The sequence below is a fragment of the Microbacterium esteraromaticum genome, assembly GCF_014084045.1.
GTDB classification, from domain to species: Bacteria; Actinomycetota; Actinomycetes; order Actinomycetales; family Microbacteriaceae; genus Microbacterium; species Microbacterium esteraromaticum_D.
In genome coordinates this window covers 2,889,676-2,904,348 of the sequence record NZ_CP043732.1, presented here as the reverse complement: position 1 = coordinate 2,904,348, position 14,673 = coordinate 2,889,676, and the positions used below count along the sequence as shown (strand labels likewise).

Here is a 14,673-nt window from a genome sequence, read left to right as displayed (position 1 = left end):
CGCGGCAACGTCGCCATGTCCTTTTATGCCCTCTTACCCTGGAGATGATGTTGAGACGCGCGAAGATCGTCGCCACACTCGGCCCCGCAACCTCGACCTATGAGAAGGTCCGTGCCCTCATCGATGCCGGTGTGGATGTCGCCCGTCTGAACCTCAGCCACGGCGACTACTCCGTGCACGAGGCCAACTACGCCAATGTGCGTCGCGCCGCCGAGGACTCCGGCCGCGCAGTCGCGGTGCTGGTCGACCTGCAGGGACCGAAGATCCGTCTCGGACGCTTCGAGGACGGGCCGTACGAGCTCGAGGTCGGCGACATCTTCAAGATCACCACCGAGGAGATCGTGGGCAACCGCGAGATCTGCGGCACGACGTTCAAGGGCCTGCCCCAGGACGTCAAGCCCGGCGACTTCCTGCTGATCGATGACGGGAAGGTGCGCGTCGAGGTCGTCGAGACCGACGGAACCGTGGTGACCACCAAGGTCGTCGTCGCCGGCGCCGTGTCGAACAACAAGGGCATCAACCTCCCCGGTGTCGCGGTCAACGTCCCCGCCCTGAGCGAGAAGGACGAGGACGATCTGCGCTGGGGCCTGCGCACCGGCGCGGACGTGATCGCGCTCTCGTTCGTGCGCAACGCCGCCGACGTGAATCGCGTGCACGAGATCATGGCGGAGGAGGGCGTTCGCGTCCCCGTCATCGCCAAGATCGAGAAGCCGCAGGCGGTCGACGCCCTCGAGGAGATCGTCGACGCCTTCGACGGCATCATGGTCGCCCGCGGTGACCTCGGGGTCGAGCTCCCGCTCGAAGCCGTGCCGATCGTGCAGAAGCGCGCCGTCGAGCTCGCCCGCCGCAACGCCAAGCCCGTCATCGTGGCCACGCAGATGCTCGAATCGATGATCTCGAGTCCCGTGCCGACCCGCGCCGAGACCTCCGATGTCGCCAACGCCGTCCTCGACGGCGCCGATGCGGTGATGCTCTCGGGCGAGACGAGCGTGGGGAGTACCCGGTGGTGGTCGTCGAGACGATGGCCCGGATCATCGAGTCGACCGAGGAGCACGGTCTCGAGCGCATCCACCCGCTGACGACCAAGCCGCGCACGCAGGGCGGCGCGATCACGCTCGCAGCCCTCGAGGTGGCGGAGTTCGTCGAGGCGAAGTACCTGTGCGTCTTCACCCAGTCAGGAGACTCGGCGCGTCGTCTGTCGCGACTGCGCTCGCGCATCCCGATGATCGCGTTCACGCCCGAACCCGGCATCCGTCGTCGAATGGCCATGACGTGGGGCATCCGCTCCACGCTGGTCGAGATGGTGCAGCACACCGACTCGATGTACCGTCAGGCCGATGAGTTCCTTCTCGGCAGCGGTCTGGCCAAGGAAGGCGATCAGATCGTCGTGATCTCCGGGTCGCCTCCCGGGATCATCGGCTCGACCAACGACATCCGCGTCCACAAGGTCGGGGATGCCGTCGGCGGCGCCGCACCGGTCTACAAGAACGGCATCTGAGCGGCATCCGAGCGCTGAGGGGCAGGACGTGAGAGTCCGCCCCTCGGCGCTCGCGCGTCCACGGCGGGGTACGGTGCTGGGATGGGATCAGAGATGCAGCGGACGCACCGCATCGGAGCGCTGCGCTTCGGCATCCGCATCTCACCCGGCCCAGGCGATGCCGTCCTCGTGCTCGTGCACGGGATCGGGATGTCGCATCGCTACCTCGCTCGGCTGCACCGTGCGCTGACGGCGCAGGGCACGGTCATGTCGGTCGATCTGCCCGGTTTCGGCGGTCTCCCGAAACCGCCCCACGACGTCGGCATCGAGGAGATGGCGGACGCGCTCGGCAGCCTCCTCGACTCGATCGGCACAGGCCCGGTTCTGCTCGTGGGGCAGTCGATGGGCACGCAGTGGGTGGTCGAGCTCGCCGTGCGTCGCCCTGAGCTCGTGTGCGGCGTCGTGCTCATCGGACCGGTGGCCGACTCTCGGCGGCGAACGGTCGTGCAGCACGCGGGCATGCTCGCCGTCGACACGATGGGCGAGCCGCCCGGGGCGAATGCGCTGGTGCTGGGGGACTATCTGCGGTGCGGACCGGCGTGGTACCTCGCACAGCTGCGCCACATGCTGGGATATCCGATCGAAGAGCGCATCGCGCGGGTCACGGCACCCGTTCTGATCGTGCGAGGAGGGCGCGATCCGATCGCGTCGCGGTCGTGGTGTCGTCGTCTCCGTTCAGCGGCGCGCAGGGCTGGGTTCGTCGAGGTGCCAGGCCGTGTGCACAATGTGCAGCACACGGCACCCGGCGCCGTGGCATCCGCCATCGGCCGCTTCCGCGCCGACCTGCCGATCGACCAGCGCCGGGAAGGGCGCGACGGATGATCGGCGTGGTGCGACGCGCACTCTGGTGGGCGCAGGACTACGCCTATGCGGCCGTGTGGCAGGCGCGCGCCTTCGGAAGCCGTGGCCGGGCTGACGCCTACTCCCGCGGTGCCGGGGTGCCGATCATCGTGCTGCCCGGCATCTACGAGACCTGGCGCTTCATGCAGCCGCTGATCGAGCACGCGCACCGCGCCGGGCATCCCGTGCACGTCGTCGAGCCGCTGCAGCGCAACCTCCGCCCGGTGGGCGAGATGGCGGAGAGCGTGAGCGCCTACCTCCTCGCGCACGACCTGCGCGAGGTGATCCTGCTCGCGCACAGCAAGGGCGGGCTCGCGGGCAAACTCGTGATGCTCGGTGCCGAAGGATCGCGCGTGCGGGGGATGCTGGCCGTCGCGACGCCCTTCGGCGGATCTCGGTACGCGAGGGTCATGCTCACTCGCGGCCTGCGTTCGCTCGCGCCAGGGCACCCGTCCATCTCCGCCCTGTCTGAACAGCGCGAGGCGAACACGAGGATCGTATCGGTCTACGCCCGATTCGATCCGCACATCCCCGAGGGGAGCGAGCTGCCAGGGGCGAAGAACGTCCCCCTCGACACCGGAGGGCATTTCCGCGTGCTGGCGCATCCGCGGGTGATGGCCGAGCTGGCCGCACTCGCAGAATGAGACTGCGGGAGGGCCGCCCCTCGAGACGGCCCCCGTGCTGGTGCCGGCGGTGGGGCCACGTCGCGACTCGACACGTCGCTTCGCGCCGCGTCGAGCCTCCCGCGACGCGGATCCGGAACCCACGCGGGCTCCGCCCGCTGGTTCGAGTCCCTCTCTGTCTGGATATGCGCGCGAGGGCCGCCCCTTCGGGACGGCCCTCGCGCGCATGTGCCGGCGGTGGGACTCGAACCCACACGCCCTTTCGGACAGAGCATTTTGAGTGCCCCGCGTCTGCCATTCCGCCACGCCGGCCTGCACACTGCGCATTCGACTGTAGCGCAGCGGCCGCAGGGATCCGTGCGCGTCTTCCGCCGCCCCTTCTGCGTTCGACTAGGATGGACGGGTGACTGAGCAAGAGCAGCCCGAGCAGCCCACGGCATCCGCCCCGCGTCGCGTCGTCGTAGCCGAGGACGAGTCGCTGATCCGCCTCGACATCGTCGAGATCCTGCGCGACAACGGGTTCGACGTCGTCGGCGAGGCCGGCGACGGAGAGACGGCTGTGCAGCTCGCGACCGAGCTTCGTCCCGATCTCGTCGTCATGGACGTGAAGATGCCGCAGCTCGACGGCATCAGTGCAGCCGAGAAGCTGCACAAGGCGAACATCGCGCCGGTCGTGCTGCTCACCGCCTTCAGCCAGAAGGAGCTCGTCGAGCGTGCCAGCGAGGCGGGCGCCCTCGCGTACGTCGTCAAGCCGTTCACCCCCAACGACCTGCTGCCGGCGATCGAGATCGCCCTCGCCCGTCACGAGCAGATCATCACGCTCGAGGCCGAGGTCGCCGACATGGTCGAGCGCTTCGAGACCCGCAAGCTGGTCGACCGTGCCAAGGGTCTGCTGAACGAGAAGATGGGGCTCAGCGAGCCCGAGGCGTTCCGCTGGATTCAGAAGGCCTCGATGGATCGTCGTCTCACCATGCAGGACGTCGCCAAGGCGATCATCGAGCAGCTCGCGCCCAAGAAGTGATCAGGGATCTCGGCGACGGGATCCTGCTTCGCCCGCTTCGAGCGGGCGATGGTGCACACCTCGCCGAGGCCTGCGCGCGCAACCGCGCGCATCTGGAGCCATGGGATCCTGTGCGCCCTGTGGAGTTCTACCGAGCCGAGGGCCAGGAGCGATCGATCCTGCGTTCTCTCGCCGATGTCGCCGATGGACGCATGGCCGCCTTCGTGCTGGCGGATGCAGATGAGCGCATCGTAGGCAGGGTGAACCTCAACAACATCGTGCGAGGCTCGTTCCTCAGCGCCGATCTCGGCTACTGGATCGATTCAGAGCTCACCGGGCGGGGGATCATGAGCCATGCCGTCGGCTCCGTGTGCGAGCACGCTCGCGATGACCTGGCTCTGCACCGGGTGCAGGCCGGGACGCTCGTGCACAACATCGCCTCGCAGCGAGTGCTCAGCGCCAACGGCTTCGAGCGAATCGGACTGGCGCGGCACTATCTGCGGATCGCAGGAGCCTGGCAGGACCACGTCCTGTTCCAGCGCATCCTCTCCGGTTGATGCTTCCGGCGGCGGGTTCTCTCAGTCGACCGACTTGATCAGGTTGGTGATGCGGATGGTCGAGCAGCGCCGACCCTGTTCGTCTGAGACGGCGATCTCGTGCACCGTCATGCTGCGGCCGAGGTGCACGGGTGTGCAGACGCCGGTGACGAAGCCGGAGGTAGCCGAGCGGGTGTGCGTCGCGTTGATGTCGATGCCGACCGCCAGCCGACCCGGACCCGCGTGCAGGTTCGCCGCCATCGATCCGAGCGACTCGCCGAGCACCACGTAGGCACCGCCGTGCAGCAGCCCCACCGGCTGGGTGTTCCCCTCGACGGGCATGGTCGCAACGGCCCGTTCGACCGAGAACTCGGTGAACTCGATGCCCATCTTCTCTGCCAGCGCGCCCATCCCACGGTGCGTCGCCCACTCCAGGCCGGTCATCTCGGTCTGCTCGCCCACTCGTCCTCCTCAGCGCATGTCCGCCGCCCTCGTTAGGCTTGCAGGGTGACGGACTCCGCAAAGCCTACCCTCATGGTCGTCGACGGCCATTCACTCGCATACCGGGCTTTCTTCGCCCTGCCTGTCGAGAACTTCACCACCAAGGACAACCAGCACACGAACGCGATCTACGGATTCCTGTCGATGCTGGTGAACCTCATCAAGGCCGAGAAGCCGACGCATATGGCGATCGCCTTCGACACGTCGCGACACTCGTTCCGCACCGAGGAGTACCCCGAGTACAAGGCGACGCGCTCCGAGACCCCCGGGGAGTTCAAGGGCCAGATCCCGCTCCTTCAGGACTGCCTTGCCGCCATGTCGATCCCCGTCCTGACGCAGGAGGGCATCGAAGCCGACGACATCCTCGCCACGCTCGCGAAGCAGGGCTCCGAGCAGGGCTATGACGTGCTGGTCGTCTCGGGCGACCGAGACACCATCCAGCTCGTGAACGAGCGGGTCACGCTGCTCTATCCGTCCGTGCAGGGCGTCTCGCAGCTGAAGCGCTACGATCCTGTCACCGTGCAGGAGCGGTACGGGGTGCGTCCCGACCAGTACCCGGACATCGCCGCACTCGTCGGCGAGACGAGCGACAACCTGCCCGGCGTTCCGAAGGTCGGCGAAAAGACGGCCGTCAAGTGGCTCACCCAGTTCGGCAGCCTCGACGAGCTGCTCGACCGGGCGGATGAGATCAAGGGCGTCGTCGGCGGCAACCTGCGCGAGCACATCGATGACGTGCGCCGCAATCGCAAGCTCAACCGGCTGCTGAACGACGTCGAGCTTCCCGTCGCTCCCGCCGATCTCGCCGTCACGCCGATCGACGCCCAGGCGGTGCGCGACATCTTCGCGCGACTCGAGTTCCGGACGCTGCTGCCTCGCGTCTTCGAGGCCGTCGGCGCCCCTGACGAGCCGGTGCACGACGAGCCCGCAGTCGCGGTGCCAGCGGCCTCAGAGTCCTCCGCGACCCTGATCGCGGCATGGCTTGCGCGGCAGACCGGCGAGGTCGGCCTGCTGCTTCCCGTCGTCGGGAACGCGATCACCCGTGTCGGCCTGGCGACCGAGACCGAGCTGCACGAGTGCGACTGGAACCCTGACACCGCCGCCGCTCTGCGCCCATGGCTCGAGTCCGACGCCCCGAAGGTGTTGAACGATGCGAAGCCCCAGGTCAAGGCGCTGCTGCGGGAGGGCATCCGCCTGGGCGGCATCGTCCATGACACGCTGCTGGCCGGCTGGCTGATGCGACCGAGCTTCCCCGACAAGACGCTCGCCCACCTCGTCGGCCGCTACCTCGACGAGAAGCTGCCCGAGTCCGACCCCACCCAGCTCGTACCCGAGACCGACGGCGCCACCCCCTCGCAGGAGGCGTGGTTCACGCTGCGCACCGCAGACGCCGTGCGCGAGGCGATGCCCGACACGGTCGCATCGGTGCTGACCGACATCGAGCTGCCTGCGGTGATCGCCCTCGCCGACATGGAATCCGCCGGCGTCTCGGTCTCGCACGACGTGCTGTCGACCTTCTCAGGCGAGCTGCTCGCCCGTACCGACGCCCTCGCCGCGGAGGCGTTCGCCCTGGTCGGTCGCGAATTCAACCTCGGTTCGCCCAAACAGCTCCAGGAGGTGCTGTTCGAAGACCTGCAGCTGCCGAAGACCCGAAAGACCAAGACCGGCTACTCGACGGATGCCGCTGTGCTGGCCGACCTGCAGGAGAGCAACCCGCACCCCTTCCTCGCACTGCTGCTGCAGCATCGCGAGGCGACCAAGCTGCGTCAGATCATCGAGACGCTCGACACCGCGATCCGCGATGACCACCGCATCCACACCACCTACGTCCAGACCGGCAGCCAGACCGGGCGCCTGTCGAGCACCGACCCCAACCTGCAGAACATCCCCGTCCGCACCGAGGAGTCCAGGCGCATCCGCAGCGCGTTCGAGGTGGGGACCGGGTACGAGGCCCTGCTCACCGCCGACTACTCGCAGATCGAGATGCGCATCATGGCGCACCTGTCGGGAGATCCGGGACTCATCGAGGCGTTCAACTCCGGCGAGGACCTTCACCGCTTCGTCGGGGCCCGGGTGTTCGGAGTCGAGCCCGAGGAAGTCAGCCCGGCCATGCGCACCAAGGTCAAGGCGATGTCGTACGGCCTCGTCTACGGTCTGAGCGCCTTCGGGCTCTCGAAGCAGCTTCGCATCGAGCAGTCCGAGGCGAAGCAGCTGATGCTCGAGTACTTCGCCCGTTTCGGCGCGGTGCGCGACTATCTGCGCGCGTCCGTCATGCAGGCGAAGGAGGACGGATACACCGAGACCATCTTCGGCCGTCGCCGTCCGTTCCCCGACCTCACCAGCCCCAACCGCGTGCTGCGCGAGAACGCAGAGCGGGCCGCGCTCAATGCTCCGATCCAGGGCAGTGCAGCCGACATCATGAAGATCGCGCTGAACCGCATCCACGCCGATCTGCGCGAGCGCGGACTCGCCTCCCGCGCCCTGCTGCAGATCCACGACGAGCTCGTCGTGGAAGTCGCGGCAGGGGAGTGGGACGAGGTCGAGAGTGTCGTGCGCGAGCGCATGGCAGGCGCTGCCGCGCTTTCCGTGCCGCTCGACGTTCAGGTCGGGCGCGGGCGCGACTGGAACGAAGCCGCACACTGACCGCGCGTTCCGATGTGCAGCGCGGGTGCGGGGCTAGGCTCGAGATCATGAGTTCAGAGCCTCGCACCCCCTCTGCCATCGATCAGATCGCGGAGGACTGGGTCGGCACCCTGGTCGACCTCTCGCCCATCCTCGCCACCTACATCGGACGCAACGAGGCGAATGCCCGTCTCGACGATGTCAGCCCCGAAGGTCACGAGCGATCCGTCGCTGCCGCACGGGAGACGCTCGCGAAGCTGGATGCCGCGTCGCCCGTCGACACCGTCGACGAGGTGACGAAGACGGATCTGTCGGCGGAGCTGCGCCTGCAGCTCGAGCTGCATGACGCGCAGTGGCATATGCGCGATCTCAACGTCATCGCCTCGGCTCCGCAGGATTTCCGTCAGGCGTTCGATCTCATGCCGACTGAGACGATCGATGACTGGTCGGTGGTCTCCGAGCGCCTGGCAGCCGTCCCTGCCGCGCTCAAGGGGTACATCGAGACGCTGCGCGAGGGCATCAGGCACGGTGTCGTTCCTGCGCGCCGGCAGGTCACCGAGGTCGCCACCCAGATCGCCCGCTACAGCGCCGATCAGGGGTTCTTCGCGACCTTCGCCGCCGGTGCCGGTCCCGACGAAGGTCAGCTTCCGGCTTCCCTCGCTCGTGACATCTCCGACCACGCGGGTGCCGCACGCGTCGCGTACGACTCGCTCCGCGAGTTCCTGATCGGCGAGCTCGCACCCGCAGCCGGCGAGCAGGACGCCGTCGGCCGCGACCTGTACGCGCTCAATTCGCGCCGCTTCCTCGGCGCCACCATCGACCTCGACGAGACGTACGAGTGGGGCCGCGACGAGCTGCAGCGGATGATCGACGAGCAGGAGGCGATCGCGAACGAGATCCTGCCCGGGGCCAGCGTCGAGGAGGCGGTGGCGCACCTCGAGGCCGACCCGTCCCGCAAGCTGCACGGCACCGAGGCGCTGCAGAGGTGGATGCAGGAGACCAGCGATCGGGCCATCGCCGATCTCGGCGCCAGTCACTTCGACATCCCCGAGCAGATTCGCGAGCTCGAGTGCATGATCGCCCCCACGCAGGAAGGCGGCATCTACTACACCGGCCCGACCGACGACTTCTCCCGTCCCGGTCGCATGTGGTGGTCGGTGCCCGAGGGCGTCACCGAATTCGACACCTGGCGCGAGCTGACCACGGTGTACCACGAGGGTGTTCCCGGCCACCATCTGCAGATCGCACAGGCGACCTACAACCGGGCAGAGCTGAACACCTGGCGACGTGTGCTGGCCGGCACCTCGGGTCACGCCGAGGGCTGGGCGCTCTACGCCGAGCGGCTCATGGAGCAGCTGGGCTACCTCGACGACCCCGCCGATCGCCTCGGAATGCTCGATGGCCAGCGCATGCGCGCACTGCGCGTCGTGCTCGACATCGGCGTGCACCTCGGCAAGCCCCGTCTCGACGGCGACGGCGTGTGGGACCACGACTATGCGCTCGAGCAGATGCGGCGCAACGTCAACATGCCCGATGAGTTCCGTCAGTTCGAGGTGAACCGCTACCTCGGCTGGCCGGGGCAGGCGCCGTCGTACAAGGTCGGTCAGCGGATCTGGGAGCAGGTGCGCGACGCCGTGCGGGAGAAGCAGGGCGACGCGTTCTCGTTCAAGGACTTTCACAAGCGCGCGCTCGACATCGGCGGTGTCGGACTCGACACGCTGCGCACCGCAGTCATCGGCTGAGAGCGGGTGTGCGGCGCCTCTACGATGAGAGGATGCCGCACACCGAGCTTCCGAGCCGTGCATCCATCGCGTCGCGCCTCGACGCGCTGCCGTTCACCCGTCGGCACCTGCGGGTGCTCACCGGGTCCGGCCTCGGCTGGGCGCTGGATGCGATGGATGTGGGGCTGATCTCGTTCATCATCGCCGTGCTGGCGCAGCAGTGGCAGCTGTCGCCGGCGGAGACGGGTTGGATCGCGTCGATCGGCTTCGTGGGCATGGCGATCGGCGCGAGCCTCGGCGGTCTGCTCGCCGATCGGATGGGCCGGCGTCAGGTGTTCGCTCTGACGCTGCTGATCTACGGCCTCGCGACGGGTGCGAGCGCCCTGGTCGGGGGAGTGGCGATGCTGCTCGTGCTGCGCTTCTTCGTGGGCCTCGGTCTCGGAGCCGAGCTTCCGGTCGCGTCCACCTATGTCAGCGAGTTCGCGCCCGCGGCGATCCGCGGCCGCCTGATCGTGGTCCTCGAGGCGTTCTGGGCCATCGGCTGGACGGCATCCGCCCTCATCGGCTATTTCGTGATCCCGGCATCCGCCGACGGGTGGCGGTGGGCTTTCGCGCTCGGTGCGATCCCCGCCGCGTACGCGCTCGTGGTGCGCTGGGGTCTTCCGGAATCGCCACGGTGGCTGGCCTCGCGCGGCCGGCTGGCAGATGCCGAGCGGGTCGTGTCGACCTTTGAGACGGCAGCCGACCTGCGGCGCACGCCGCCGACCCGCCCCGCTGTCGCCGTGCAGTCGGTGGCGGCGAGTGCAGGTCAGCGGGTGGGAGCCCTCTGGTCGGCGGAGTTCCGGATGCGCACGCTGTGCATCTGGCTGGTCTGGTTCTGCGTGAACTTCGCCTATTACGGCGCGTTCATCTGGATCCCGAGCATCCTCCTCCAGTCCGGATACGATCTCGTGCGCTCCTTCGAGTTCACGCTCCTGATCACCCTCGCCCAGCTCCCCGGATACGCGGTGGCGGCCTGGCTCATCGAGGTGTGGGGCCGTCGGGCGACGCTCTCGGTGTTCCTCGCCGGTTCGGCGGTGTCCGCCGTGCTGTTCGGCACCGCCGGCAGCGCCGAGGCGATCATCGTCACCGGCATGGCACTGTCGTTCTTCAACCTCGGTGCGTGGGGTGCACTGTACGCGGTGACACCTGAGCTGTACCCGACTTCGCTTCGCGCGACCGGGTCGGGCTGGGCCGCGGGTGCGGGCCGAATCGCGTCGATCATCGCGCCGCTGCTCGTCCCGGTGATGCTCGCCACGGGCGGCCAGATGCTGGCGTTCTCGGTGTTCGCGGGCTTCTTCCTCGTGGCGACGATCGCCGCGTGGGGGCTCGTCGACCTGCGCGGCCGGGCCCTCGACGACCGCTGAGCGTGCGCACGGCCTTCTGCGCTTCGACGCCGCAATAGGCTGAGAACATGGCGGCAGTGCGTTTCGTGGCGATCGGAGACTCCTTCACCGAGGGGGTCGGGGACGAGCTCCTCGACGGCACCGTGCGCGGGTGGGCCGACCTCGTCGGCCAGGGGTGGGCCGATGCACTCGGCGCTCCGATCCAGTACGCGAATCTCGCCATCCGCGGTCGGCTGGTCTGGCCGATCGTCGAAGAGCAGCTCGAGCCGGCGCTCGCGTTGCGGCCCACGCACCTCTCGTTCAACGGCGGTGGCAACGACATCCTCCGCCCGAACGCCGATATCGAGCACATCGCCGACGCCTTCTCCCGGGTGCTGCGCCGCTGCGATGAAGAGGGCGTGACGCTGATCGTGCTCTCAGGTGCGAACCCCAGCGCGCAGCTGCCGATGGGACCGGTGTTCCAGAGGCGGGGCGATGCGCTCTCCGCCGCCGTGCTGCGCCGGATCGAGGACCGCCCCGATGTCATCCGCGCACTCAACTGGCCGGACACCGAGCTGTCGAGGCCGCGGTACTGGTCTCATGACCGGCTGCACATGAACGCGAGCGGCCATCATCGCGTCGCCGCCCGCGTGCTCCACGCGGTGGGCGTGGAGCCGCCGGAGGAGTGGTGGTCGCCCCGGATCGATCACCCCGCCGGTCCGGTCGGGTTCGCCTACTACCGACAGTTCGTCGGCCCCTGGGTCAGGCGTCGGGTGACAGGCACGTCGTCTGGTGACGGACGCGTCGCGAAGTTCGCCGCGTGGGTCGAGCGGATGCCGCAATGACTCCGCCTCGCATGAGCGGGCTCCCACGTCGCACCGCTGCGGTGCGGGTGGAGGGCTGAGCATGGATCTCTGGGAGATGAGAGCCCTTCCGGGGGGTGTCGTGATCTTGCACGATGCCCGGCGGAAGGAGCACAGGACAGTCGAACTCGAGCCGTTCGAGCTCGGGGTGTTCCCGGTGACAGAGGGGCAGTTCGCCGAGGTGCTGGGCATCGCCGCTCAGCATCCGCGGCGACCGGCCCGCGACCTCAGCTGGTTCCGCGCGATCCGGTTCTGCAATGCCGCCTCCGAGTGGGAGGGACTCGACCCCGCGTACTCGTTCGATGGCGAGGATGTGACCTGGCACGTCGAGAGCGAAGGCTATCGACTGCCGACCGAAGCGGAATGGGAGTACGCGTGCCGCGCGGGTTCGGTCGCGCCCCAGTACGGCCCGCTCGACGAGATCGCCTGGACCTCGCTCGACGGAGTCGGATCACCGCAGGACGTGGGTATGAAGCTGCCCAACCTGAACGGACTGTTCGACACGCTCGGCAACGTCTGGGAGTGGTGCTGGGACCTCCTCGATCCCGAGCGCTACGACGACTACCGCGTGTTCCGCGGAGGCGGCTTCGCCGATGACACCTGGAGCGTCCGGGCGTCGGTTCGTCGCGGAGGAGGGCCACGGATGCACCACGACGATGTCGGAATGCGCCTGGCCCGTGGTGGGTTCGATGGTGTCGACGCCGCTCAGGGCTGGTCCGTGCTGGCCGACATCGAACGCGGCGGGCGCGGGGGAGCGCGGCCGATCGGCTGGACCCCTCGGCGATGACCACCGGCACCCGCAACGAAAGCCCTTACCGTCTGGAGGACGAATCCATGGCCAAGCCGATCGAGCTCATCATCTCCCAGGGTCGCGTCGGCGATCGCACCGAGGGTGCCCTGCCGGGCGCGCTCAAGGCGGGCCGCGCCCTCGGTCGAATGCTCGACGTCGACCCACTGGTCGTGGGCACTCCCGCTGCGGCGCGCACCGATGACTGGTCGGAGTGCCTGCCGGCCGCGGGGGAGACGCTGCGTGCGCTTCGGGATGCCGTGCGCGATGCGCTCGACCGTGGCACGACGCCCGTTCTCGCGACCAATACCTGCGGCGCCAGCCTCGGCACGCTGCCGACGGTCGCGGAGCGCTTTCCGGATGCGATCGTGCTCTGGATCGACGCGCACGGCGACTTCAACACTCCGCAGACGACGGAATCCGGCTACCTCGGCGGAATGGTCGTTGCAGCCGCGTGCGGGCTGTGGGACAGCGGGCACGGTTCGGGGCTGAATCCGGCGCAGGTCGTGATCGTCGGCGGTCGCGACATCGATCCGGCCGAGCGGCTGCTGCTCGACCAGCACGGTGTGACGGTGCTGTCACCGGCCCAGAGCACCCCTGAGCGCGTCGCCGCAATCGTGGCAGGCAAGGACGTGTGGATCCATGTGGATTGGGACGTGCTCGAGCCCGGCTACATCCCGGCCGCCTACCGAGTGGGCGACGGCCTGCTGCCGCATGAGGTCGCCGCGATCTTCGCAGCCCTCGATCCCGCGCAGGTGCGGGGAGTCGAGCTCGCAGAGTTCGAGGACGGCGACGCTGAGATCCCGGCACTGCTGAGCGTGGAGCTGATTCTGGAGACCTTCCAGGCGCTGCGCCTCTGATCCGGCTGACCGCAGCGAGCCGATCGCCGCGCAGCGAGCTCTCAGCGGTGCCGCTTGCGCTCGGGGTCGAGTCCCATCCGGATGCGCGTGTTCTTGCGTTCGCGGATGATGAACGAGGCGCCGAGCAGCCACAGGGGGAGCTGTGTCGCGAATGCCCAGCGGAAGGCGTCGAGCGAGTACGTGTCCGGGGTTCCCGCGCCTTGCAGGTCGAGCGTGAATCCGATGAAGAAGATCGCGATGAGCGCTGCGAGGAAGCCGCCGGAGTTCGTCACCCCCGTGGCGGTGCTGAGGCGGTGAGCCGGGTTGTGGGTGCGAGCGTGATCGAACGCGATCATGGAAGCCGGGCCCCCGGCGGCAAGGCACACCACGAGCAGCGTCAGCAGCCACATCGGCGCAGGACCCGGCCAGAGGATCACCGCGCTCCAGGCGATCACCTGGACGGCGATGCTGGGCAGTACGAGAGCGAGCGAGCGGCGGGTCGGGATGCGGCGCGACAGCGTGCCGAGCACCGGGCTGAGCGCCATGCTGACGAGCACGTTGATCGACAGGATGCCCGCAGCCTCCGCCGCCGACAGGCCCTGTCCTGCCGTGAGGAACGGCATGCCCCACAGCAGCAGGAACGCGGTGCTGGCGAATGGCGTGGTGAAGTGCGACCAGAAGGCGAGGCGGGTACCGGGGTGCGCCCACGCCGCGCGGATGCCGACGCCGGTATCGATTGCGGACGTGATGACCTGGACCACGCCGGTCTCGGTGTTGACCGTCACATCGGCGCTGCGCTCCGGCGGGTGGTTGCGCACCAGCATCCAGACGAGGATGGCGAAGAGCAGACCGAGACCGGCGACGCTGCCGAAGGTGATCGTCCAGCTCGTGGAATGCAACAGCGCGGCCAGCGGCATCAGCGCGACCAGCTGGCCGGTCTGGCCGACGAGACCGGTCAGCTGTCCCATCACCGGGCCGCGCTGCGCCGGGAACCAGGTGGCGACCAGCCGCAGCACTGCCGGGAAGATCGCCGCGTCGCCCGCACCGAGCAGGACACGGGCGATGAGCGCGATGCCGATGCTGGGCGATACGGCCATGACGAACTGGCCGACGGCCATCAGCAGCATCCCGACCACCATGATCGGTCGTGAGCCGTAACGGTCGAGCAGCACGCCGATGGGGATCTGAAGACCGCCGTAGACGGCCAGCTGCACGACGGCGAAGAGCGACAGTGTCGCGGCGTCGGCGTGGAAGCGCTCAGCGGCGTCCACGCCCACGGCACTGAGCGAGCTGCGATTCGTGATCGCGATCACGTACGCCGCGACCGCCACGCCCCACACCACCCAGCCGCGCCATCCGGGTGTCGTGCGGGGGAGGAGATGAGCGCTCACCCGTCAAGGCTAGTCCTGCCTGACGCATGGACATGACGCTCCGCGCCGCGCA

At 68.6% G+C, this 14,673-nt stretch carries 12 protein-coding genes, 1 tRNA gene and 1 pseudogene; 11 read left to right on the top strand and 3 right to left on the bottom strand.

Translation table 11 applies throughout. The features are described from left to right. Positions 1–50: 50 nt before the first annotated feature. From pyk to FVO59_RS13930, 3 genes and pseudogenes are all read left to right on the top strand, one after another. Positions 51–1,498, top strand: a pseudogene (pyk, locus tag FVO59_RS13940) (pyruvate kinase). A gap of 81 nt (positions 1,499–1,579) precedes the next feature. Next, positions 1,580–2,359: an alpha/beta fold hydrolase gene (locus FVO59_RS13935; RefSeq protein WP_182253163.1), complete on the top strand. Its 780-nt coding sequence runs from the start codon at positions 1,580–1,582 to the stop codon at positions 2,357–2,359. 8 nt (positions 2,360–2,367) lie between these two features. Next, positions 2,368–3,021 carry an esterase/lipase family protein gene (locus tag FVO59_RS13930; protein ID WP_259363255.1) on the top strand — a complete coding sequence of 218 codons (654 nt, stop codon included), beginning with the start codon at positions 2,368–2,370 and terminating at the stop codon, positions 3,019–3,021. Between the two features lie 208 nt (positions 3,022–3,229). On the opposite strand, the gene FVO59_RS13925 is transcribed toward FVO59_RS13930, so the two are convergent. Continuing rightward, positions 3,230–3,312: transfer RNA gene (locus tag FVO59_RS13925), tRNA-Leu, on the bottom strand. 91 nt (positions 3,313–3,403) lie between these two features. On the opposite strand from FVO59_RS13925, the gene FVO59_RS13920 reads away from it, so the two are divergent. After that, positions 3,404–4,021, top strand: a complete 618-nt coding sequence (locus FVO59_RS13920; RefSeq protein WP_071644465.1) for an ANTAR domain-containing response regulator — start codon at positions 3,404–3,406, stop codon at positions 4,019–4,021. Next, on the top strand, positions 4,018–4,557 hold the full coding sequence (locus tag FVO59_RS13915) for a GNAT family N-acetyltransferase (protein ID WP_346265676.1): 540 nt from the start codon (positions 4,018–4,020) through the stop codon (positions 4,555–4,557). The genes FVO59_RS13920 and FVO59_RS13915 overlap by 4 nt, the downstream gene beginning before the upstream one ends. Before the next feature lie 21 nt (positions 4,558–4,578). Here FVO59_RS13915 and FVO59_RS13910 read toward each other — a convergent pair whose 3' ends face one another. Continuing rightward, the gene (locus FVO59_RS13910) at positions 4,579–4,980 is read right to left on the bottom strand and encodes a hotdog fold thioesterase (protein WP_182256852.1); all 402 of its coding nucleotides are present in this window, start codon (positions 4,978–4,980) and stop codon (positions 4,579–4,581) included. 63 nt (positions 4,981–5,043) lie between these two features. Here FVO59_RS13910 and polA point away from each other — a divergent pair, with 63 nt between their 5' ends. From polA to FVO59_RS13880, 6 genes are all read left to right on the top strand, one after another. Beyond that, positions 5,044–7,677 carry a DNA polymerase I gene (gene polA / locus FVO59_RS13905; protein WP_182253161.1) on the top strand — a complete coding sequence of 878 codons (2,634 nt, stop codon included), beginning with the start codon at positions 5,044–5,046 and terminating at the stop codon, positions 7,675–7,677. 47 nt (positions 7,678–7,724) lie between these two features. Further along, entirely contained in the window at positions 7,725–9,398 is a 1,674-nt protein-coding gene (locus FVO59_RS13900) for a DUF885 domain-containing protein (RefSeq protein WP_182253160.1), read from the top strand. Positions 9,399–9,430: 32 nt separating this feature from the next. Continuing rightward, positions 9,431–10,783, top strand: a complete 1,353-nt coding sequence (locus FVO59_RS13895) for an MFS transporter (RefSeq protein ID WP_182253159.1) — start codon at positions 9,431–9,433, stop codon at positions 10,781–10,783. A gap of 47 nt (positions 10,784–10,830) precedes the next feature. Then, a complete protein-coding gene (locus FVO59_RS13890; protein WP_182253158.1) occupies positions 10,831–11,586 on the top strand; it encodes an SGNH/GDSL hydrolase family protein in 756 nt (251 codons plus the stop codon). Positions 11,587–11,647: 61 nt separating this feature from the next. Further along, the gene (locus tag FVO59_RS13885; protein ID WP_182253157.1) at positions 11,648–12,391 is read left to right on the top strand and encodes a formylglycine-generating enzyme family protein; all 744 of its coding nucleotides are present in this window, start codon (positions 11,648–11,650) and stop codon (positions 12,389–12,391) included. Then, the gene (locus FVO59_RS13880; protein WP_259363254.1) at positions 12,388–13,251 is read left to right on the top strand and encodes an arginase family protein; all 864 of its coding nucleotides are present in this window, start codon (positions 12,388–12,390) and stop codon (positions 13,249–13,251) included. The genes FVO59_RS13885 and FVO59_RS13880 overlap by 4 nt, the downstream gene beginning before the upstream one ends. A 41-nt stretch (positions 13,252–13,292) precedes the next feature. Here FVO59_RS13880 and FVO59_RS13875 read toward each other — a convergent pair whose 3' ends face one another. Next, positions 13,293–14,621 carry an MFS transporter gene (locus FVO59_RS13875; RefSeq protein WP_259363253.1) on the bottom strand — a complete coding sequence of 443 codons (1,329 nt, stop codon included), beginning with the start codon at positions 14,619–14,621 and terminating at the stop codon, positions 13,293–13,295. Positions 14,622–14,673 lie beyond the last annotated feature (52 nt).

What these genes read in the sequence shown, in the direction of transcription:
- FVO59_RS13935 (WP_182253163.1), top strand. Translation starts at nt 1,580, where the DNA reads ATGGGATCAGAGATGCAGCGGACGCACCGCATCGGAGCGCTGCGCTTC.
- FVO59_RS13910 (WP_182256852.1), bottom strand. Translation starts at nt 4,980, where the DNA reads ATGACCGGCCTGGAGTGGGCGACGCACCGTGGGATGGGCGCGCTGGCA.
- FVO59_RS13900 (WP_182253160.1), top strand. Translation starts at nt 7,725, where the DNA reads ATGAGTTCAGAGCCTCGCACCCCCTCTGCCATCGATCAGATCGCGGAG.
- FVO59_RS13895 (WP_182253159.1), top strand. Translation starts at nt 9,431, where the DNA reads ATGCCGCACACCGAGCTTCCGAGCCGTGCATCCATCGCGTCGCGCCTC.
- FVO59_RS13890 (WP_182253158.1), top strand. Translation starts at nt 10,831, where the DNA reads ATGGCGGCAGTGCGTTTCGTGGCGATCGGAGACTCCTTCACCGAGGGG.
- FVO59_RS13885 (WP_182253157.1), top strand. Translation starts at nt 11,648, where the DNA reads ATGGATCTCTGGGAGATGAGAGCCCTTCCGGGGGGTGTCGTGATCTTG.
- FVO59_RS13880 (WP_259363254.1), top strand. Translation starts at nt 12,388, where the DNA reads ATGACCACCGGCACCCGCAACGAAAGCCCTTACCGTCTGGAGGACGAA.